This is a genomic window from Paenibacillus solanacearum, from assembly GCF_910593845.1.
Classification (GTDB): Bacteria; Bacillota; Bacilli; order Paenibacillales; family NBRC-103111; genus Paenibacillus_G; species Paenibacillus_G solanacearum.
This window is the reverse complement of record NZ_CAJVAS010000002.1, coordinates 241,643-263,796: the sequence shown is the minus strand read 5'-3', so window position 1 is coordinate 263,796 and position 22,154 is coordinate 241,643. Positions and strand designations below refer to the sequence as shown.

19 protein-coding genes are annotated in these 22,154 nt (G+C 56.9%); 17 read left to right on the top strand and 2 right to left on the bottom strand.

From position 1 onward, the window contains the following. The first annotated feature begins 39 nt into the window (after positions 1 to 39). From KXG62_RS03565 to gndA, 12 genes are all read left to right on the top strand, one after another. The gene (locus tag KXG62_RS03565; RefSeq protein ID WP_218090543.1) at positions 40 to 1,602 is read left to right on the top strand and encodes an extracellular solute-binding protein; all 1,563 of its coding nucleotides are present in this window, start codon (positions 40 to 42) and stop codon (positions 1,600 to 1,602) included. Between the two features lie 104 nt (positions 1,603 to 1,706). Continuing rightward, positions 1,707 to 2,744, top strand: a complete 1,038-nt coding sequence (locus tag KXG62_RS03560; RefSeq protein ID WP_218090542.1) for a response regulator transcription factor — start codon at positions 1,707 to 1,709, stop codon at positions 2,742 to 2,744. Next, positions 2,744 to 4,606: a cache domain-containing sensor histidine kinase gene (locus tag KXG62_RS03555; RefSeq protein WP_218090541.1), complete on the top strand. Its 1,863-nt coding sequence runs from the start codon at positions 2,744 to 2,746 to the stop codon at positions 4,604 to 4,606. The genes KXG62_RS03560 and KXG62_RS03555 overlap by 1 nt, the downstream gene beginning before the upstream one ends. A 35-nt stretch (positions 4,607 to 4,641) precedes the next feature. Continuing rightward, a complete protein-coding gene (locus tag KXG62_RS03550) occupies positions 4,642 to 5,409 on the top strand; it encodes an SDR family NAD(P)-dependent oxidoreductase (protein WP_218090540.1) in 768 nt (255 codons plus the stop codon). Then, a complete protein-coding gene (locus KXG62_RS03545; RefSeq protein WP_218090539.1) occupies positions 5,406 to 7,451 on the top strand; it encodes a heparinase II/III domain-containing protein in 2,046 nt (681 codons plus the stop codon). Before KXG62_RS03550 ends, KXG62_RS03545 begins: the two co-directional genes overlap by 4 nt. Positions 7,452 to 7,468: 17 nt before the next feature. Continuing rightward, positions 7,469 to 9,778, top strand: coding sequence for a DUF4962 domain-containing protein (locus tag KXG62_RS03540; protein ID WP_218090538.1), 2,310 nt, complete (start codon positions 7,469 to 7,471; stop codon positions 9,776 to 9,778). Positions 9,779 to 10,151: 373 nt separating this feature from the next. Next, complete coding sequence (locus tag KXG62_RS03535; protein WP_218090537.1) at positions 10,152 to 10,748, top strand: hypothetical protein; 597 nt, start codon at positions 10,152 to 10,154, stop codon at positions 10,746 to 10,748. A 189-nt stretch (positions 10,749 to 10,937) separates the two neighbouring features. Continuing rightward, on the top strand, positions 10,938 to 11,951 hold the full coding sequence (locus KXG62_RS03530) for a LacI family DNA-binding transcriptional regulator (RefSeq protein ID WP_218090536.1): 1,014 nt from the start codon (positions 10,938 to 10,940) through the stop codon (positions 11,949 to 11,951). Positions 11,952 to 11,953: 2 nt separating this feature from the next. After that, complete coding sequence (locus KXG62_RS03525) at positions 11,954 to 13,228, top strand: nickel pincer cofactor-dependent isomerase, group 22 (RefSeq protein ID WP_218090535.1); 1,275 nt, start codon at positions 11,954 to 11,956, stop codon at positions 13,226 to 13,228. 10 nt (positions 13,229 to 13,238) lie between these two features. Beyond that, entirely contained in the window at positions 13,239 to 14,792 is a 1,554-nt protein-coding gene (locus tag KXG62_RS03520; protein WP_425517329.1) for a gluconokinase, read from the top strand. A gap of 19 nt (positions 14,793 to 14,811) precedes the next feature. Continuing rightward, complete coding sequence (locus tag KXG62_RS03515; protein WP_218090717.1) at positions 14,812 to 15,579, top strand: SDR family oxidoreductase; 768 nt, start codon at positions 14,812 to 14,814, stop codon at positions 15,577 to 15,579. A 188-nt stretch (positions 15,580 to 15,767) separates the two neighbouring features. Beyond that, on the top strand, positions 15,768 to 17,180 hold the full coding sequence (gene gndA, locus KXG62_RS03510; protein ID WP_218090533.1) for an NADP-dependent phosphogluconate dehydrogenase: 1,413 nt from the start codon (positions 15,768 to 15,770) through the stop codon (positions 17,178 to 17,180). Here the strand turns inward: gndA and KXG62_RS03505 are convergent. Then, positions 17,177 to 17,521: a hypothetical protein gene (locus tag KXG62_RS03505; RefSeq protein WP_218090532.1), complete on the bottom strand. Its 345-nt coding sequence runs from the start codon at positions 17,519 to 17,521 to the stop codon at positions 17,177 to 17,179. The genes gndA and KXG62_RS03505 overlap by 4 nt on opposite strands. 212 nt (positions 17,522 to 17,733) lie before the next feature. On the opposite strand from KXG62_RS03505, the gene KXG62_RS03500 reads away from it, so the two are divergent. Then, positions 17,734 to 18,249 carry a shikimate kinase gene (locus KXG62_RS03500; protein WP_218090531.1) on the top strand — a complete coding sequence of 172 codons (516 nt, stop codon included), beginning with the start codon at positions 17,734 to 17,736 and terminating at the stop codon, positions 18,247 to 18,249. Here the strand turns inward: KXG62_RS03500 and KXG62_RS03495 are convergent. After that, on the bottom strand, positions 18,246 to 18,539 hold the full coding sequence (locus KXG62_RS03495; RefSeq protein WP_218090530.1) for a rhodanese-like domain-containing protein: 294 nt from the start codon (positions 18,537 to 18,539) through the stop codon (positions 18,246 to 18,248). The genes KXG62_RS03500 and KXG62_RS03495 overlap by 4 nt on opposite strands. 200 nt (positions 18,540 to 18,739) lie before the next feature. On the opposite strand from KXG62_RS03495, the gene aroA reads away from it, so the two are divergent. The 4 genes from aroA (at position 18,740) to thiE (ending at position 22,021) form a co-directional block, all read left to right on the top strand. Beyond that, positions 18,740 to 20,035 (top strand): 3-phosphoshikimate 1-carboxyvinyltransferase, encoded by a 1,296-nt coding sequence (gene aroA / locus KXG62_RS03490; RefSeq protein ID WP_218090529.1) that lies wholly within the window; start codon positions 18,740 to 18,742, stop codon positions 20,033 to 20,035. 81 nt (positions 20,036 to 20,116) lie between these two features. Next, a complete protein-coding gene (locus KXG62_RS03485) occupies positions 20,117 to 20,929 on the top strand; it encodes a C39 family peptidase (RefSeq protein ID WP_246627271.1) in 813 nt (270 codons plus the stop codon). A gap of 16 nt (positions 20,930 to 20,945) precedes the next feature. Further along, positions 20,946 to 21,374 (top strand): CoA-binding protein, encoded by a 429-nt coding sequence (locus KXG62_RS03480; RefSeq protein WP_218090528.1) that lies wholly within the window; start codon positions 20,946 to 20,948, stop codon positions 21,372 to 21,374. Next, complete coding sequence (thiE, locus tag KXG62_RS03475) at positions 21,374 to 22,021, top strand: thiamine phosphate synthase (protein ID WP_218090527.1); 648 nt, start codon at positions 21,374 to 21,376, stop codon at positions 22,019 to 22,021. The genes KXG62_RS03480 and thiE overlap by 1 nt, the downstream gene beginning before the upstream one ends. Positions 22,022 to 22,154 lie beyond the last annotated feature (133 nt).

Below are 22,154 nucleotides of genomic sequence, written 5' to 3'. Positions count from 1 at the left end.
ATCGCTAGCAAATATGACTAGAGAAGAGGGGCATGGACTATGAACAAATGGGTCAAGGTTGGGACGGCTTCCGCGCTGGCGGCCAGCATGCTGGCCGGCTGTGCGAATTCTTCGGACAAACCGGCTGCGGAAGGCGCCAATGCGGGAGGAAAAGCCAAATTTTCCGTCTCGATGCGAACGCTTGCATTCAACTACGTAGAGAAATCGCCGAACATTAACGAAGACAAATGGGTGAAAAAGCTCGAAGGGCTGACGAATACCGATCTGGACATCGTTCTTGTGCCGCATAAGGAATATGAGCAGAAAATGATTCAAATGTTCGCGACCAACGATATTCCCGATGTCGTACAAGGCAGCGGCGGCGTAGCCGGCAAAGAAATGGCAGGTTCCGTACAAGCGGGCGTATTCATGCCGCTGGACGATTTGCTGCAAAAGTACGGGCAAAACCTCTTGAAGAAAATTCCGAAGGAAGCTTGGCAGAAGGAAACGTACCAAGGCAAAATTTACGCCATTCCGGAGTTTTTGTCGAACCCTTCCCGCCGCGCGACGGCGATCCGCAAAGACTTGCTGGACAAGGCCGGCCTGCCGGTGCCGAAGACGGTCGACGAATATTTGAACGTGCTGCGCAAGTTTAAGGAAATGGGCGTCGAGCAGCCGTACCAAGGCCGCGAAAACTTCAAGTACGCCGATACGTTCTTCGGCGCATATGATGTCTTCCCGTATTTGTCGCAATCCATGCTGAAAGACAATCAGGTCGTACCGAAATTCTTCAACGTCGACGGCATGCAAAAAGCGCTGCAAACGTATAAAACGATGTTCGACGAGGGCTTGATTTCCAAAGAATTCGCAACGATCAACCCGACCGTTTACAAAAACAACATTTTGGCGGGCAAAGCGGGCATCTGGTCCATGAATGCCAACGAAGTGCTGCAATGGGAGCAGCAGCTCAAAGCAAGCGTGCCTACGGCGAAGATTGAACTGATTCCTTCCCCGGTAGGTCCGGACGGCAAAGGCGGTTATTACCTGTATAACTCCGTAACCCGCGCCTGGTTTATTAACAAGAAAGTGAAGGACCCGGCCGCGATCATCAAGTTCTTCGACTGGATGGTATCGGATGAAGCCGAGAAATTCTTCACCTTCGGCATCGAAGGGGAAAACTACACGGTAAAAGACGGCAAGATCGATTACAAAGCGCCGACCGACCCGCAGGGCGTCGACGAAGAGCGTTACCGTCAAGCGTTCCTGTGGATGGTTCAGGACACGACATACAACAAAGGCACGCTTGGTCTGACGGAAGACGGCAAAAAATTGATGAACATTTATGATACAATGTTGTCGAAAGAAGGCCGCGACGGCATTCAGTTCGAGCCTCGTCTCGACTCGCTTATCAAAAATCCGGACATTTCGCCGGAGTCCGATTATGCCGCGCCTGTGCTGATGGCCCATATGGTGAAAATGGTATATGGCAAGGAACCGATTTCCGATTGGCCGAAAGTCATTGAGGAATGGAAGTCCAAGGGCGGCAACGACGTGATCAAGGAAGCGACCGAGAAGTACACCAAGAAGGACCCGAACGTCACGATTTCTACACCGCGCCGTTAATAACTGAATGTAAGCCATATGACCTCCTCACGCCGCACAGCCGGTGTGGGGAGTGATTGTTATACAACGCTTTGGCGCGAGCCAACGGAAAGGAGCGCCCGCAGATGTATCGTATACTGATTGCCGACGACGAGCCGATGATCCGCAAAGGTCTGCAAAAGCTGGTGGAGCAGTCCGGCCTGCCATTCGCATCGATCCGGACGGCGGACAACGGCGTCACGGCGCTGCAGCAAATCCGCGAGGAGCGCCCTGACTTTGTGCTGACCGATATCCGGATGCCGAAGATGGACGGGCTGGAGCTGTGCCGCACCGTAGCCGAGCTGGATGAAGACATTCAGCTGGTCGTCATTTCCGGGTTCGGCGATTTTGAGTACGCGCAGAAGTGCGTCTCTTACGGCGTCAAGGAGTATTTGCTCAAGCCGGTTAACAAGAAGAAGTTTCAGGAAACGCTGGAGAAGCTGATCCGGCTCAAAACGCGGCAGCAATCGGAGACGTTCGTTCCGGTAACGAAGCTTGAGGTGTGGGTCGAGCAGCTCGACGAAGCGATCTGGGAGCTGCGCGAGGCGGATTTGGCCGATCAACTGCACCGGATGAAGCAGGAGCTCGACTCGTACCGGCTGAAGACAGGCCGGTTGAACGATGTGCTCGCGGAGCTGCACGCGCTGCTCGGCAAACGGCTGAATACGCGCGATGTTTTCGCGTTTCACGCGGAGCTGGCGCTGTCGGGTACCGCAGACGATAGCGAGTCGTGGCTGCGGTTCAATGCGAGCATTGCCAGCCTGTACGAGGGGCTGAGGGCGAAGCGCCGCGGCAAGCCAAAGGACGCCGTCGAGGAAGCGAAGCAGTATATTGAGCATCACTTGGCGGAGGAAGTGTCGCTGGAGGAAGTGGCTGAGCATATCGGCCTCAATGCGTCGTACTTCAGCCAGCTGTTCAAGCAATCGACGGGTGAAACGTTCGTGCAATATCGGACGCGCCGCCGCATGGAGAAGGCGAAAAAGCTGCTGCAGCAGCCGCAGTACCGCATCACCGATATTTCCGGCGAAGTCGGCTACGCCGATCACCCGCATTTTACGAAGACGTTCAAAAAATATACGGGCTATTTGCCGTCCGAGTACCGGCAGAAGATGGGCATCGAGTAATGAAAACCAGGACGCTGTCGCAGCAAATTTACCGCTACTTTCTGATCGTTATCGTCATTTCGCTGTCCACGGTAGGCGTGTTCACGTATGTACAGTCGTCGCGGGCGCTCGATCGGCAAGTTCTGCAATACATGGACCAGATGATCGACAGCGCCGCGTACCAGACCGATTCGTACTTGCAGACGTACGAGCTGTACAGCAACTCGTTTTCCTCCAACTCCGATGTACGCGCCTTCCTGGATATCGATCCGAACGACGCTTACGATTATTACTACTATTCGGAGCTGATCAAGAAGTTCGCCCGGGAATCGGTTACGTCCATTACAACGATCTACAGGCAGCTGAACATGGTATACGTCGTCGGGCGGCATGGAAGGTCCGTCATTTATGACAATCAAAATTTGCTGTTTCTCGACCCGGCGCTGATCAACAAGAAATTCGATTATTTGATGCGGTCGACGCCGGAGAAGGGCGAGATCAAGCTGCTGACGATGAGCATCCGGAAGGAAGACGAAGGCTCAGTGGCGACGATGGCGCGCAAAGTGCGCGGCTCGCAGTACAGCGATGTTTTTCAAGGCGTCGTGGCGATCGAGTTCAAGCTGTCGGAACTGGCCAAAATTTGGGACCGCGTCAATGTGGGAAGAAACGGTTATTTTTTTATCGTGGATAACGAAGGGAATTACATTTATCACCCGAATATAGGAATGAAGGAGCAAAAGCTCGATCCGTCGCTTGCCGAACGCATATTGGCCAGCGGCGGCGGGCCGCTGATCGAATCGTACAACGGCGAAGAACGGATGTTCGTCTCCCGCAAGTCGGGCTACTCCGATTGGAATCTCGTCGCTTCCATGCCGATGAGCGAGCTGCGCCGTCCCGTTTCCGTCATCCGGACGACGACGCTGGCGGTCGGTCTCCTTACGCTGGGCGTCGCCCTGTGGCTTGCTTCCCGCTTCGGTCGATCCATCGTCGCGCCGATCCGCGATTTGAAGGAAAGTATGCGCGAGACAGAGAAGGGGAACTGGCAGCACATCGACGGGAAGGGCCGAAGCGACGAAATCGGCGATCTCATTCACAGCTACAACGTGATGGTGACGCGGCTGTCAGAGATGATCGAGAAGGTGTACGAAGCGGAGCTGCAGCAGCAAAAAAACGCGCTGGAGCTCGGCCAAGCGGAGCTGGAGCGGCAGCAAGCGGAATTTCAGTCGCTGCAGCTGCAAATCAACCCGCACTTTTTGTACAACACGCTCGAGACGATCAACTGCTACGCCATTGTGCAGGATTCCAGCGAAATTACGGAGATGGTCGAAGCGATGGCGTTCATGCTGCGCTATTCGATTCAGACGAATCTGGAGGAAATTACAGTCGCCAACGAGCTGAATCATGTGCGCAACTACATGATCATTCTCGAGCACCGTATCGGCCGGCCGTTTGAGATTGACGTCGTCATACCGCCAAGTTTGCTGCTTGAAAAGATGGTGCGGCTCACACTGCAGCCGCTGATCGAAAATATTTTTCAGCATGCGTTCTGGAGCGGCATCGAACCGCATCATTATATCCGCATCGATGCTCGCAAGGAAGGCGGCCTGTTTCTGGTGATCGTCGAGGATAACGGCGAGGGCATCCGTCCGGAGCGGCTGGCGGAGCTGCGCCGGCGGCTCGAGCTGAATCGGCTGGCCGAGCAGGAAACGTCCGGCGGGCAGAAACGAACCGGCGGCATCGGGCTGATGAACGTGCACCGGCGCATCCAGATGGTATTCGGCGAGCAATACGGACTGAGGATTGAAAGCGAGCAGGGCGGGGGAACCCGCATCACGATGAGTATGCCGGAAACGGTCAGACCCGCGCTTCGCTCGAAGGAATAGCAAGTACATTTTTCAAATCTGGGAGGACATACACAATGAATATCGATTTTACGGGGAAAATTGCACTGGTTACGGGCTCGAACGCAGGGATCGGCCGCGGGATCGCGATCGCGCTTGCGGCGCATGGAGCGAAGGTAGGCGTGAACTGCCTACGCAACGTAGCGCAAGGGGAAGAAACGGTTGCGGCCATTCGCGATGCCGGCGGCGAAGCGGTGCTCGTGCAAGCCGACGTCACTGATCCGGCGCAAATCGAACGGCTGGTTGACGAAGTGGAGCGCGCGCTCGGCGGTACGGTCGACATTCTGGTGAACAATGCCGGCCATATGATTCGCCGTCTGCCGAACAGCGAGATGACGGAGGAGCATTACGCGCAGGTGATGGACGTTAACCTGAAAAGCACGGTGTTCCTGTGTAAACGCGTGATCGGCGGTATGAAAGCCAAAGGAGCGGGACGCATCATCAATATGTCTTCGGTCGCGGCGCAAAATGGCGGCGGTCCCGGCGCGAGTATTTATGCGGCGAGCAAGGCGGCCGTATCGGCCTACTCCAAAGGGCTGGCCAAGGAGCTTGCGGCTAGCGGCATTACCGTGAACATTGTTTCGCCGGGCTTTATCGGCAGTACGATGTTCCATGCGACGTTTACGTCCGACGCCGCGCGGCAGGCGACGATCGGCGGCATTCCGCTGCAGCGGGAAGGCACGCCGGAGGATGTGGCCGGGGCGGTACTGTACTTGGCTTCGGATTTGGCGGCGTACGTAACCGGGGAAACGCTAGAAATTAACGGCGGGATGATGATGAGATGAGCATGGCGATCGGGGAGAAACGGAACATGTCGGCATGGGTGGACAAGGTGCTGCTTCGGATGAAAGACGAGCTTGACCGGATGATCGAGGCAGATAGCCTGACGATACCGGAGGAGCCCGGGGGCTGGTGGCATCAATATGTATGCCCGGTTCATCATGCGGAGCTGCTGTTCGATCCGCTGGAGCCGGATGCGCATACCTTCGTATGTCCGCACGGCTGCCGGATCGATGAGGAAATATACCGGGGAGCGTGGCTCGTATTCAAGCACCAGTCATTGGCCCGGGCTGCACTGCAGTCGGCGGCCGTATACGCCGGCTTGCGAGAGCCGTCGTATGCGGAGCTGGCCAAGCGGCTGCTCGTCGCATACGCACGCCAGTTCCCGCGTTATCCGGTGCACCCGGACGCGCAGCCGTGGATGCTCAAGGGGAAAGCGTTCCATCAGGCGCTGACGGAAGCGATCTGGTCGACGACACTGCTTCGCGCTTACTTGCTTTTGCAGGATGAGGGCGTCAGCTTTACTGCCGACGAACGCTCGGCGCTCGACCTGTTCGTATCGATGCTTGAATCGAGCATGACGGAATATCGTCATATCCTCATTCACGAGCGGAAAAATCCGGAGAACAATTATACGGCGTGGCTGAACGCTTCGTTATCATGCGTCTACGCCGTTCAGGGCAATCGCGAGGCGCTTCTCGGGCTGATTGAAGGCGAAGGCGGCTGGAAGCATCATCTGTCGATCGGCGTCAAGCCGGATCAACTGGAATTCGAAGGCTCGGGTTATTATCATATATTCGTGCTGCGGGCGTATTTGATTGCCGCCGAAATGGCCGAACGGTTCGGCGTCGACCTGTATTCCGAGCAGGGGAGCGAGGGCCAGTCGATGGTCGGCATGTTCGACGTCTTGGCGGCGCTTGCGGACGATACGGGCGTGCTTCCCGCCTTGCATGACGGACCAATGCAGCGCGTGCCGTATGCCAGAGAAATCGCGGAAATTATGGAGATCGGCCTGGCGCGCTACCGGAAAAGCGAATGGATTCCACTGCTGTCGGAAGCGTATAGACAGATGGGAAGCGAGACGGGAGAACGAAACGAGCTGGAGGCGCTGCTGTATGGCGAGGACAGCCACGCGGTTTCGTCATCGACGATCCGCGAGGGGGAGAAGCGGGGTTCATGTCTGCTGCCTGCCTCCGGCTTTGTCGTCGGCCGTCATGCGGGGAATACACTCTCGTTTCTCGCCGATTTCGGACCGCACGGCGGTTCGCATGGCCACTACGACAAGCTGCACGTATCCGTGATGCACAAGAGCGGCGCCTGGACGCCGGACTTCGGGATGGTGCCTTACGGCTCGACGCTGCGTAAGCAATGGTATGCCGAGACCGCCAGTCACAACACGGTTTCGGTGGACGGGACGTCGCAGGCCGAGCACACAGGCCGCTGCGTCGCGTTCGCGGAATCGGCGGCGGCGACATCGGTGTGGCTGCAGTCCGATGCCGCGTATCCCGGCTGCCTCCTGGACCGGCGCCTGCTGCTGACGGAGAACTGGCTGCTCGACGTATTCGAGGTGCGTCTGGACCGGACCGCTTCCGTCGAATGGTGGATGCATCCGGTGTCGGAGCCGGTGCATGCGCCGCCGTATTCGGCCGGTGCAGCGCCGGAAGCCTATTCGCTGCAGATCGATAAGACGCAGCGGGAGCTGCCGATTGTGGGCCGCTATGCGGCATCTGGCGAATCGGGAATGGCGCAGCCGTTGTCGTTCGCGTATTCGCTGCAGGACGGCTCGAAGCTGTATCATACGGCGCTGCTGCTGCCGGAGCAGGAGGCGCTGTCCGTGCGCACGCCTGGCACGACGGTCGACCCGAGCGCACCGTTAACGGCGCTGCTCCATCGGCAGATGGGGGAACGCTGCCGATTCGTCCATGTCTACAGCGCGAAGGGACCTGTCCAGGTCGCGATGCATGGAGACAATGAGCTGCGCGTGACCTGCGGCTCCGAGACGACCGCCTGCAAGCTTAATGAGGAACATGGTTTGACGATCGGATAAGGGAGAGGGGACGGACAATGAGCGAGCTATCACCATTATACGAGCCGCAAAGCGGCGTATTGACCGTGCAATACGAACCTGACGAAACGACGGTGCTGATCGAGAACCCGCCGCGGTTTACATGGATTCCCGCTCAGTTGGAGAACGATCGTTATGTGCTTCAATTTTCAAGCGATGCGCAGTTCTCCGAGGAGCGGACCACGACGGTAGAGCCGATCCCTTATAACCTGTACACGCCCGCGCAAGCATTGACGCCGGGCGTCTATTACTGGCGTTACGCGCTGCTTACGGACGAGCCTGCCGGCCGCACGGTCTGGAGCCGCGTGCGCCGCTTTGCCGTGCCCGAAGGGCTGCCGGAGACGCCGCTGACGGCACGGGAAGGGCGCTACGCCTCGGCGGCGCCGGCGCATCCGCGCCTATGGCTGCAGGCGAGCGAGCTGGACGGCTTTCGTGAAAAGGTGAAGACCGATCCGGCGGGAACCGGCTGGGACGTCTTTTACGAGCGCTCAGTCAAGCCGTGGATCGACCGCGAGCTGATCGCGGAGCCGCAGCCTTACCCGAATAACAAAAAAGTCGCCAAGCTGTGGCGGCAAATGTATATCGATTGCCAGGAAGCGCTGTATGCGATCCGGCATCTCGCCGTAGCCGGCGTCGTGCTCGAGGACGACGCGCTCATCGGGCGCGCCAAGACATGGCTGCTGCACGTAGCGGGCTGGAACCCGGAAGGCCCGACGTCGCGCGATTACAACGATGAGGCGGCCTTCCGCACGGCCGGCGCCTTGGCCTGGGGCTACGACTGGCTGTACAGCCATCTGTCGCAGGAGGAGCGCGATACGGTGCGCAAGCAGCTGATCGCCCGCACCGGACAAGTCGCGTTTCACGTCATCGAGCGTTCGAAGATTCATCAAGTGCCGTTCGACAGCCATGCGGTGCGCTCGCTGTCCAGCGTGCTGGTGCCTTGCGGCATCGCGATGCTCGGAGAAGAGCCGAAGGCGCAGGAATGGCTCGACTATACGCTGGAATATTATGCCGCCCTTTATACGCCGTGGGGCGGCGTTGACGGCGGCTGGGCGGAAGGTCCGATGTACTGGACGACCGGCATGGCTTTTGTGACGGAAGCGATGAACCTGCTGAAGAAGTATACGGGGATCGATTTTTACCGCCGTCCGTTTTTCGGCAAGACCGGGGATTTCCCGCTGTACTGCTTCAGCCCGGACACGCTGCGGGCCAGCTTTGGCGACCAGTCGACGCTCGGCGATCCGGTCAGCCTGAAGACCGGATTCAACGTGCGCCAGTTCGCCGGAGTGACAGGCAGCGGGCTGTACCAGTGGTATTACGAGCGGGTGAAGGAAATCGACACCGATTCGGAAATGAAGTTCTACAATTACGGCTGGTGGGATTTCCGCTTCGACGAGATGGTGTACCGCAACGATTACCCGATCGTCGCCCCGGTCGTGCCGGACAACGGCAAGATCGAACCGGTCAAATGGTTCCGCGACGTCGGCTGGGTCGCCTTCCACGCGAATATGGCCGATCCGGAGCGTCATATTATGCTGCTGACGAAGAGCAGCAAATACGGCTCCGTCAGCCACAGCCACGGCGATCAGAACGGCTTCCTGCTGCATGCTTACGGTGAACCGCTGGCGATCGAGAGCGGGCATTACGTCGCGTTTGGCAGCACGATGCATATGAACTGGCGCAAGCAGACGCGAAGCACGAACAATATATTGATCGACGGACAAGGGCAGTATGCAGGCACGAACAAGGTGTTGAACATGGCAGCGACGGGCACCGTTGAAATCGCCGAGCAGCGGGACGGATATGGCTATAGCCGCAGCGACGCGACCGCCGCCTACAAGGAGAATGTGCCTTATCTGGAGCGGTACGTGCGCGAGCTGTACTTCATGGATAACGCGTACGTCGTCGTTGTCGATCATATCGACTTGGCGCAGCCGGCCCGCGTCGACTGGCTGTTCCAGACGCTGCACGAGATGAAGCTGAACGGAGCGTCGTTCAAAGTGCAGGGGGCGAAGGCGGAGCTGGATGGCCGGTTCGTGTACTGCTCGTCCGGGGAGCTCGCGCTGTCGCAGCATCACGAGTTCACGGATGTGGACATGAGCGAGATCGAAGGGCTGCCGGTTCATTGGCACCTGAAGGCGACGACGGGCGAGGCCCGCAACCACCGGATCGCCACGCTGCTCGTCCCGGTCAAGAAGGGCGAGCCGAAGTATGTTTCGTTCTTCATGGACGATCAAGGACACGGCGTGAACATTTATTTCACGCTGGACGGCAACACGCGCAAGGTGGACGTCCCGAACGCCTATTAAGCGGTTTAGGCGTCTTAGATGGCGAATGAAGCCCGCGGTTCCTTTATGGAGCTGCGGGTTATTTGGCGTTCCGTCTGTTCCGCCCAGAGCCTCCCCTCTGGAAAGCGCAGGAAAAGGAACCATGCCGCCATAAAAATAGGTTCGAAATCGAGTAAAAAAAGACAATAACCAAGTTGCTAAAACATATGAATCATAATAAGATAGAATCAAGAAATGCGAATAGTCTGAAAATTCTATCAAAGGGGCTGAGGGCATTTCGAAGTCCGGTCCTCCGCGAGCTTGCCTTTTGCGGAGCGCCGCACGCCACAAGATAAGAAATTCAAGTCGCTGCGAGTCCGATGCCCGTTTTTTGAAATATGAGGAGGGGATTGCCGTGAGTAAAAGTCATGAAGTGGAATATTGCAACCTTGAGTTACGATTTGACCGTCGGCTAATCCGTAACTTCATCAAAACGCTCATTCAAGAAGGGTATTCGCTGTACTGGAACGAGAACGACCAGCAATTCATCGTATCGATCCGCACGGGCAGGAAGCTGGTGAAGCTGAAATTTCAACGCATCGGCGAACGGTACAAAATCGTGGGCAATTATTCCTTCAAAGATGAGAAATTGGCGGAGCTGATGGAAAAAATGATCGGCGATACGCGCGGTCACGCCGTCGTGAAGCGGTTCAAGGACCGGCAAATTTTGATCGAAAATATCATGTTCGGGGAAATCATTCGGATGGTTGAAATTTCTGGCGTTGAGCATAAAGTTTTGTTTCAGAAGGAACCGGTGGTGACCGTGGAAGAAATGATGCAGGCTTTCCGCTCCAAACGGCCGGATGAACGCATTCCGGTATTGCGGCTGGAGCTTGATTACGAGCTGGCTACGCTGCACGAAGCCATTCAATCCGGCGACCTGGCGACTGTGCAAAAGTGCAAAGAAAAGCTGAGGGAGTTGCGGCATGAAATGCTATTGCTTGAAATGTAAGGGCATTCGGGCATGGCCCTGTAAATAAGCGGTCTGTGAATCGTTCACAGGCCGTTTTTCTTTTGGTTTGCGGCGGACTCGCTTTTTGTCGCAAAAAAGGTTAATATTTCGTTATAATGGGCAAGAAAAGAGCATTGTTAACGTGTGCAACACTATGCTATGATGACTGTTAGAGGGTGGTAGGTAAGGATGAGCAGCGTTACAATTAAGGACATCGCGAAACTGGCCGGTGTCTCGCATACGACCGTTTCCCGGGCGCTTAACGACAGTCCGCTCATCAATCCGGAAACAAAGGAACGAATCAAGTCGATTGCGGGCAGCCTGAACTATACGCCTAATTACAGCGCAAGAAGTTTGGTTCTGGACCGGTCGTACAATCTGGGGCTATTTTTTTCGACGCTGCATACGGGTACCTCCTCGGGCTTTTTATACGAAGCGGTCAAGGGCGTCAACGATGTCATCAAGGACCAATTCAACTTAATCGTGCGCGGGATCGACGATTACAAGAGCTATCATAACGTGAATCGGAAAAGCTTTGACGGCCTCATCGTCATGAGCCAAAGCGCAAGCGACCAATCCTTTATCGAATACGCCGCAGACAAGGAAATTCCGCTCGTCGTGCTCAACCGGCCGATCGATAAGGTCGAGGTGATGAATCTGGTGCCGGACGATCAGAGCGGCGCTTACCGTGCCGCGGAGCATTTGATCGAGAAGGGCCACCGGCGCATTGCCATCATCGAAGGCAAGCAAGGGTTCAAATCGACGCAGGCCCGCCGGGACGGCTACCGTGAAGCGCTGGAGAAGCACGGCGTGCCCTTGCGCAGCGAGTGGATCGTGCCCGGCAATTACGACCTGGAGAGCGGCTATGCGGGCATGAGCCGGCTGCTGGACCTGGCGGAGCGTCCCACCGCGGTATTTTGCTCCAACGACGACATGGCGCTCGGCGCGATCAAGGCCGTTACCGAGCGGGGACTCCGCGTGCCGGACGACTTGTCGGTGGTCGGCTTCGACGATCATTTGTTTTCGTCCTTTATGACGCCGGCGCTCACAACGGTCCGCAGGCCGATCGAGGAGATCAGCCGGGTCGGGGCGGAGAAGCTGCTGTCTTTCATCGAGAAAAAACAAGTCGAGAAATCAACGGTTTACTTCCACACGGAGCTCGTGATCCGGGATTCCGTCAAAACGATTGCAGGAGGAAAATAACAATGAGCGTAAGCGTATTAAGAACGCTGCTGCAGGATATTCCGATTCCGCAAATGGTTCGCATCCGCCAAAAATTCGACGGCACGAAGTTGGACAATCCGGCCGAAGTGCTGGAACGCGAACTGCAAAAGCCGGGCGCGATCGATCAGCTCAAGCCGGGCCAGCAAGTCGCGGTCGCTGTCGGCAGCCGCGGGGTAGCGAACATCGCGGCCTTTACGAAAACGACGATCGACGCGATCAAACAAGCAGGCGCGCATCCGTTTATCGTTCCTTGCATGGGAAGCCACGGCGGAGCTACGGCGGAAGGGCAGAAGGAAGTGCTGCACCATCTCGGCGTCACCGAAGAGAAGATGGGCGCGGAAATCCGCTCGTCGATGGAAGTGATTCAGATCGACCAGCTTCCGAACGGGCTTCCCGTCTATGTAGACAAATACGCATCGGAAGCGGACGCGATCGTCGTCATCAACCGCGTGAAGCCGCATACGGCGTTCCGCGGACGGATCGAGAGCGGCATCATGAAGATGATCTCCATTGGCCTCGGCAAGCAGAAAGGCGCGGAAGTATGCCATCAGCTCGGCTTCAAGTACATGGCCGAGAACGTGCCCGCGATGGCCAAGATCATGCTGGAGAAGCTGCCGATCGTCTTCGGCGTCGCGCTGGTCGAGAACGCCTTCGACGAAACGTGCATCGTGGAAGTGCTCCCGGCGGCGCTTATCGAGGAGCGGGAAGAGAAGTTGCTCGACATCGCCAAATCGCGCCTGCCGAAAATTTTGTTCGACCAGATCGACGTGCTCGTGATCGATTACATCGGCAAAAACATTAGCGGCGACGGGATGGACCCGAACATTACGGGACGTTATCCGACGCCATATGCGCACGGCGGACCGGAAGTATCCAAGATGGTCGTGCTCGACCTGACGCCGGAAACGCAGGGGAACGCGAACGGCGTAGGCACGGCCGACTTCACGACGCAGCGGCTGGCGGACAAGACGAACTGGTCGGCTACGTATGCCAATGGCCTGACCTCCACCGTCTGCGCCCCGACGAAGCAGGCGACGACGCTGGAGAACGACTTGTACGCGATCAAGGCGGCGGTGAAGACGTGCAACATATTGGACTATACGACTTGCCGTCTTGTCCGGATTCAGGATACGCTGCATTTGGGCGAAATCGAAATATCCGTCAACCTGCTTGAGGAAGCGAAGCGCAATCCGGATATCGAAGTTTTGTCCGAACCTTATGACCTTGCATTTAACAGTGAAGGGAATTTGAGATAACATGGCTGGTATGACGGGAGCAAAACCATATATCATCGCCGCGGATATCGGCACGACGAGCACGAAGACGCTCGTCATCGACACGGCGGGCGGCCGGGTGCTCGGCTCGCACTCCGTCGAATATCCGCTGCACACGCCAAGGCCCGATATGGCCGAGCAGGACCCGGATGAAATATTCCAGGCGGTGCTGACCGCGATCCGCACCGTCATCGGCAAGGCGAGCATATTGCCGAGCCAGGTGCTGTGCGTGTCGTTCAGCTCCGCGATGCACAGCGTCATCGCGATCGACCGCGATCTTCATCCGCTGACCCGCTGCATCACTTGGGCGGACAACCGCAGCGTAGGCTACGTGAAGACGCTGAAGGAGCAGCTGGACGGGCTGCAAATTTACCGCAACACCGGCACGCCGATTCACCCGATGTCGCCGCTGCTCAAGCTGATGTGGTTCCGCGACAACCGTCCGGACCTGTTCGAGCAGGCGTACAAATTCATCGGGATTAAAGAGTACGTATTTGCTAAGCTTTTCGGCAAGCTGGTCATCGATTACTCTATCGCGAGTGCGACCGGGCTGTTCAATCTGAAGCAGCTCGATTGGGATCAGCAGGCGCTCGATACATGCGGCGTACGCCGGGAGCAGCTGTCCGATCCGGTCTCTACGACGCATGTGCTGCAGGGCATTAACGGCGAATATGTATCCGCCATCGGACTGCCTGCGGACACGCCGTTCGTCGTCGGCGCGTCGGACGGCGTCCTCGCCAACCTCGGCGTCGGCGCGATCGACCCCGGCGTATACGCGGTCACGATCGGCACGAGCGGCGCTGTGCGCGGCGTCGTCCGCCAGCCGGTGACCGATCCGCAGGGCCGCCTGTTCTGCTACGCGCTGAACGAAGATTTCTGGGTTGTCGGCGGCGCGATCAACAACGGCGGCATCATGTTCCGCTGGGTTCGCGATCAGCTCGCCACGCTGGAGGCGGAAGAAGGACGCCGCCGCGGCATGGACCCGTACGATTACTTGACCGAGCTGGCGCAGGGCATCGCCCCAGGCTCCGACGGTCTGATCTTTCTCCCGCTGCTGGCCGGCGAACGCGCGCCTTACTGGAACGCGAATGCACGCGGCGTCTTTTTCGGCCTGTCGCTGTACCATCAGAAGCCGCATATGATCCGCTCGGTGCTGGAAGGCGTCGTGTACCGCATTCACTCGGTCGTCACGGCGCTCGAAGAGCTCAGCGGGCCGACCAAGGAAGTGCGCGCTTCCGGTGGCTTCGCCCGCTCGCCGTTCTGGCTGCAGATGATGTCCGATGTGCTCGGCACAACAGTAGCCGTGCCGAACACGATTGAGAGCTCCGGTCTCGGAGCGGCGCAGCTTGCGATGCTGGCGCTCGGGGAGATCAAGGACTTCAGTTCCGTGCACGATTGGATGCAGGTGGAACAGTCGCTTCGGACCAACGAACAGCATCATGAAACATATATGCAGTTGACAAAAATTTATAATCGTGTGTACCATCAGTTGAAGGACGAGTTTGACGCAATCGCAGCCTTTCAACAGACGCACACTATTGTTTAGGAGGATGCACTTCATGTCTATGAATTTGTTCGATTTAACGGGGAAAACAGCCGTCATTATCGGCGGAAACAGTACGCTCGGCGGGGCAATGGCGGTTGCGCTCGGCGGGCACGGCGCCGATGTGGCGGTCGTAGGCCGCAATGAAGAGAAGTCGGAAGCGGTCGTCAAACGGATTCAAGAGGTAGGCGGCAAGGCGAAGAGCTTCTCGGCCGACGCGACGAGCGCGGACGATTTGCAGCGCGTGCTGTCTGAAGTGCTGGCGTGGACGGGCCGCTGCGATGTGCTGATGAATTGTCCAGGAAAAAACAGCGCAACGCCTTTCTTCGAGATTACGATGGAAGAATGGGATTCCATCATGGAGGTCAATCTGAAGAGCGTCGTGCTAGCTTGCCAAGTATTTGGGAAACATATGGTGGAGAATGGCGAGGGAGGAAGCATCATCAACATTTCCTCCGTCTCGGCGGAACCGCCGCTTTCCCGCGTGTTTACGTACTCCGCCTCCAAAGCGGCGGTCAACAACGTAACGAAGTTCCTTGCGCGCGAATTTGCGCCTGCGCGGGTGCGCGTCAACGCGATCATTCCGGGCTTTTTCCCGGCGGAGCAAAACCGCAAGATCCTGTCTCCCGAGCGTGTGCAAGCGATTCTCGGCCATACGCCGATGAACCGTTTCGGGGAAGCGGAAGAACTGCAAGGCGCTGCCGTCTATTTGGCTTCCGACAAGGCTTCGAGTTTTGTGACGGGCTCGCTGCTGCGTGTGGACGGCGGCTACGGGGCAATGACGATCTAGCGAAAGCGGGGCAAGCATCGGCGGCCCCGATCAGGCAGTGCGCAGCGGCGCGGACCGTGGACAAACGGCCAATCGTTCTTATGCATAGTAGACGGTTTGCGGTTCGCCAGCCGTATGGCGCTTGACGCGATCGCCGCCGGCGCTTAGAAAGGCATGCGGCAACTAAAGATGAGAGGAAGAGAACCATTATGGCAAAACAGCAAGTAGGCGTGATCGGACTCGCAGTTATGGGTAAAAACCTGGCGCTCAATATCGAAAGCAGAGGCTTTACCGTGTCCGTATATAACCGTTCGCGTGAAAAAACGGATGTGCTTTTGTCCGAAGCGAAAGGCAAAAATTTGACCGGTACATATACGATTGAGGAATTCGTAGCATCGCTTGAGGCACCGCGCAAAATTTTGATCATGGTGCAAGCGGGACATGCGACGGACGATACGATCAATCAATTGATTCCGCACCTCGACAAGGGCGACATCATCATCGACGGCGGCAATGCGTTCTTCCCGGATACGCAGCGCCGCAACAAAGAACTGGAAGCGCATGGCCTCCGTTTCATCGGGACAGGCGTATCCGGCGGCGAAGAAGGCGCGCTCAAAGGGCCGGCCATCATGCCGGGCGGACAGCAGGACGCTTATGAGCTCGTGGCGCCGATCCTGACGGCCATCTCGGCCAAAGTGGGCGGAGACCCTTGCTGCACGTACATTGGACCGGACGGCGCGGGCCATTACGTGAAAATGGTGCATAACGGCATCGAGTACGGCGACATGCAGTTGATCTGCGAAGCGTACCAGCTGCTGAAAGATGTCGTCGGCCTGAGCACGCAGGAGCTTCATGAAATTTTCTCTGAGTGGAACAAAGGCGAACTCGACAGCTACCTGATCGAAATTACGACGGATATTTTCACGAAGTACGACCCGGAAACGGGCAAGCCGATGGTGGATGTCATTCTTGACTCCGCAGGCCAAAAAGGCACGGGCAAATGGACATCGCAAAGCGCGCTGGATCTCGGCGTACCGTTGTCCATCATTACGGAATCGGTATTTTCCCGCTTCATCTCCGCGATGAAGGAAGAGCGAGTAGCCGCAAGCAAGGTGCTGAACGGACCGAAGCCGGCGGCATTCGACGGCGACCGGGCCGCCTTCATCGAAGCGGTGCGCAAAGCGCTGTACGCCAGCAAAATTTGCTCCTACGCCCAAGGCTTCGCGCAAATGCGCGCCGCAAGCGAAGAGTACAACTGGGATTTGCAGTACGGCAACATCGCGATGATTTTCCGCGGCGGCTGCATCATTCGCGCCCGCTTCCTGCAAAACATCAAGGACGCGTACGACCGCAATCCGGAGCTGAGAAACCTACTGCTGGACGAGTACTTCAAGAACATCGTGGAGAACTATCAAGATGCATGGAGAACGGTCGTTGCGACCGCCATCACGCGCGGCGTGCCCGTACCGGCGTTCGCATCCGCTCTGGCTTATTACGACAGCTACCGTACGGAGCGTTTGCCGGCGAACCTGCTGCAGGCGCAGCGCGACTATTTCGGAGCGCATACGTTCAAACGCGTAGACAAGGAAGGCACATTCCATTTCCAGTGGATGAACGACTAACGGTTCTTTTTGGCTGCCGCGTCTGCGGAACGATGGGGATGAAGGCCGTAGGCCGCTTCGTAAACCCAATGTTTGAGCCGGTCGGCTTCCTGATCGAACCCGTTCCGGCGTTGAATCAGCATTAACGAGATGTCGGCAAAATAACGAAAGTTTTGCATCAAGCGTGGCTGGGGCAGATCCATTAATCTAGGATCTTCCTCAGTCACCTTTTTTTTGATGTACTCCAGAACCCACACAATATCGTCTCTGCACAGCGGGTGAGACGGGTTCAGTATATGCTCCAGCCGGGCTTCGGGCGACTGCGGAGCGTTCGGTTTGGGACGGGACATGGCGCTGGACATATCGTCGAACTCCTTTCGCGTAATCGGGTCGTATTAACATCATGACTGTTCTTGTTGGAAATTATTCACATCCATCATATGATTTGGACAAAGTTTCTATTCACGCCCGGGAAGCTGTGATATGATAAAGGGTAAGTTTGTACAAATACATAATTCGCGCAATAGGATAAGCGCAAGGCTCTGCAGGCTGCGCTCAGTAAGAGGTGAATAGGTTGAAAGGCAGAAATGTGGTGCTCATCGGGCCGATGGGCACAGGGAAATCGACGGTAGGCAAAGCGCTTGCGGAAAAGCTCGGATGGACGTTTATCGATACGGATGCGGTCATTGAAAAGAAAGCGGGAGCGACCATTCCGGCGATCTTTGCGCAGCAGGGGGAGCCCGCGTTTCGCAGCTTGGAGAGCGAGACGATCGTGGAGGCGCTTCAGGGAGAACAGCGGATTGTTTCTACCGGCGGCGGCGCTGTGCTTGCGGAGCAGAACCGGGATGCGATGAAAGCGGGCGGCTTCGTGGTTGCGCTGCGCGCGACGGAGGAGACGATTATTAGCCGGGTGGGGAACGACGACAACCGTCCGCTGCTGCAAGGCAATGCCGCGGAACGGGTGCGCCGCCTCCTGGAGGAACGCAAGCATGCTTACGATTTTGCCGACGCTATGGTTGACACGACGGACAAGCCGGTAGAAGACATCGTGGAATGGATTGCGAGCCGGCTGCCGGGAGGAGAAGCTTAAAGCTTCTCCCATTCCAGCATGCCGCCGGTCATGTTTTTCAACCCCGTCAAGCCTTGCGCCGTCAAATATTCGTAGGCGCGGCCGCTTCGGTTGCCGCTGCGGCATACGAGAATCGTTTCCCCTTTTTGCGGAATGTCCGCAAGCCGTTCGGGGAGCTGCATCAGCGGGATGTGGATGGCGCCGGGGATCATGCCGAGCGCGACTTCCTCGTCCTCCCGGACATCAATAATATCGGGCTTCTCGCCGCCGGCGAGCCGCTGTTTCAATTGTTCGGGCATAATCGTGTTCATACGGGCAGATGGCCTCCTTTGAATTCTTGGGTTCGCTCGTCATTTCATCATAAGAACTATCGGGCGGTCTGTCAAACCGCCGCAGCGCATTCCGAATCGCCATCAAATCGACAACGATCAAGAAGAGGAAACCCGTTTCCCATGTCGAATAAAAGCAACAGATCTCGGTCTATACACAATGAAGGAGAGATTACATCGTCATGAAAGCAATTGTGAAGCCTACGGGCCGTTTGGAAGGCACGATCAATGCACTATCCTCGAAAAACTATACGACGCGCTATTTGCTGATCGGCGCGCTGGCCGATGGAACCAGCACCGTCTACTATCCCGCGCACAGCGAAGACAGCGACGCCATGCGCCGCTGCATTCGCGATCTGGGCGCCGATGTGCAGGAAGACGATACGAAGATGACGATCCGCGGCTTCGGCAAACATCCGAAGCATGTGAAGGAGCTCAACGTCGGCAACGCCGGAGCGGTGCTTCGATTTCTCATGTCGACCGCGGCATTTTGCCCGGAAGTGACATTTATTAACGCTTATCCGAACTCGCTCGGCAAACGGCCGCATGACGATTTGATCGATTCGCTTCGGCAAATGGGCGTTCAAGTGGAGCACAACGACGGCAAATTGCCGATTACGATCCGCGGCGGCAATCCGCGCGGCGGCAAAATCACGGTATCCGGCAACGTGTCCTCGCAATTTTTAAGCTCGCTGCTGTTTATGACGCCGCTGCTGGAAGAAGATACGGAAATTACGGTGCTGCATGATCTGAAGTCCAAAGTTATCGTCGGTCAAACGCTTGAAGTCATCGCCCAAGCCGGCATTACGATCGAAGCGTCCGACGATTTGATGCACTATAAAATCCCGGGCAAGCAGAAGTATGCGCCGCAGGAGTATGTCGTTCAGGGCGATTATCCCGGTTCGGCCGCGATTCTGGCTGCGGCGGCAGTGACGAATTCCGACGTGAAGGTGCTGCGTCTGGCCGAGAACAGCAAGCAGGGCGAGCGGGCCGTCGTCGATGTGCTTCGCGCGATGGGCGTCAACCTGACGCATGAGAATGATGTTGTTCACGTGCTGGGCAACCAGAAGCTTCAAGCCGGCGAATTCGACGGGGATCATTTTACGGACGGAGTGCTCGCCATGGTAGCGGCCGCCGTCTTTGCCGAAGGAACATCCCGCTTCTACAACGTGGAAAATTTGCGCTACAAGGAATGTGACCGCATTACCGATTTCGTAACCGAGCTTCGCAAAGCTGGAGCCGACGTGGAAGAAAGACAGAGTGAAATTATTATTCACGGCCGTCCGCAAGGGGTTGCCGGGGGCGTCGAGATCAATGCTCATTACGACCATCGCGTCATTATGGCGCTGACGATCGTCGGTCTCCGTTCGGAGCAGGGGCTTGTCATTAACGATGCGCATCACGTGGCCAAGTCGTACCCGCAATATTTTGACCATCTGCTGTCGCTCGGGGCGCAAATCGAGCTGGTCAAGGAATAAAACGTTCATCAATGACTGCTGTAAGGACGGTGAGACGCCCTGACCGTTTTATGGAAAGGAATTCAAGTCGCGATCGGCTATTTGCTCATCGCCGGACTGGTGTTCGCAAGCGCCGTATTCGGCGTACTGCTTTACGGTAAACTAACGGGACAGGAATGGTTTCGCGATACCGAGATGGTCGCCTATGCCGAGCATAGCCAAGTATCCGCAGCGGAGGAAACGGCGGTGGCGCCGCCCGATCCCGCGAACGGTTCGACGCGCGCCGCGGAGGCTGCCGCCGCAAAAGAGCCGCCGAAAAAAGCGATGCTGGAGGCGCCGCTCATTTATCAGAAGCCGGAGCTGCCTTCCGGCTGCGAGCTGACGAGCCTTGCGATGCTGCTGCAATATTACGGCGTCAAGAAATCGAAGATGGAGCTTGTACCCGAGATGAAGAAGGATACGACGCCGATCCGATATAATAAGGACGGCTCGATCGCTTACTGGGGCAATCCGAATACAGGTTTCGTCGGTGAGATTACGGGCAGTGCCAAAGGCTTCGGCATTTACCACACCGCCTTGATCGATTTGTTACAGAAATATGTTTCTTCTGCGGTCGATTTGACTCGCGAGCCGTTCTCCAAGCTGGAGCGCCAAGTATCGGAAGGATTCCCGGTCGTCGCCTGGACCACCATCGATTATAAGGTCCCGGAAAAGTGGGTAACGTGGGATACCGACCTGGGTCCGATCCGGACGACTTTTATGGAGCACGCCGTGTTGCTGGTCGGCTATGATGAGCAGTATGTATACGTGAACGACCCGTTGACCGGCAAACGAAAAATCGAGAAATCGCAATTTATCGCCACGTGGGAAGCAATGGGAAAACAGGCTTTAAGCTACACGGAAGCGGCCAAATGATGAGGAGGTCAATGCTATGCCATTCGAAAATCCTTCGAGAGATGAAATCCGGAATATTTTGAAGCAAGCGAAGACTGTGGCGGTCGTCGGACTTTCCGATAAACCGGACCGCGTATCGTACATGGTGTCGGAAGCGATGCAGCAGAAAGGATACCGGATCATTCCGGTTAATCCGACGGTCACGGGAACGATTCTCGGCGAGAAATGCTACGCGTCGCTCAGCGATATTCCGGAACCGGTCGATATCGTCAACGTGTTCCGGCGCAGCGATCAAGTCGTGCCTGTGGCGGAGGAAGCGGTGAAGATCAAAGCCAACGTCTTTTGGCTGCAGCTCGGCATATATAATGAAGAAGCAGCCGACATTGCCAAAGCGGGCGGACTTGAAGTCATCATGGACCGCTGCATTAAAGTGGAAGACTCGATTTTATTGCCTGGAGGAAAGTAATGTTCAAGGAACAGCTTCGCGGCCTTTTACCGCTATATTTGGTTACCGACTTGTCGGAGTACGAAGGGAAATCGGCTTTGCACATCGTCCGCGAAGCGCTGCAAGGCGGCGTGACGATGGTGCAGCTGAGGGAGAAAAAAGCGCAGCTGCGCGATACGCTCCAAGCGGGGGCGGCAATCCGGGAGCTGTGCCGCGAGCACGGCGTTCCGTTTATCGTTAACGACCGGGTCGACGTAGCGCTGCTGCTGGATGCGGACGGCGTGCACGTCGGCCAGGACGACTTGCCGGCCCGGGAAGCGCGCAAGCTGCTCGGCGAGGGCAAGATTATCGGCGTATCGGCGGGGACGATGGAAGAAGCGGAATGGGCTATGGAGCAAGGCGCCGATTATTTGGGCGTAGGCGCAGTATACGCGACCTTGACCAAAGGCGACGCGGGCGCGCCGATCGGCACAGGCCTGATTGCGCAGATCAAAGAACGCTGGCCGCAGGTGTGCATGGTCGGCATCGGCGGCATTCACCCTGGCAACAGCAAGGAAGTTATCGCCGCAGGCGCCGATGGCGTAGCAGTCGTATCGGCGATTACGCGTCAGGCGGACCCGAAGCAAGCGGCGCAAACGCTGCTTCGTCACATGAAGGAAACGCAATAACCTATCGGGCGAACCAAGTTATTACCATTCCGATCGGCAATGCTCGAAAAGTTTATGGGTGCACGGTTATAAAATAAATCCTCCTTGAAGACAATAAGAAAGGCTTCTGGAAGGGAACGGTCCTTGTTGGAAA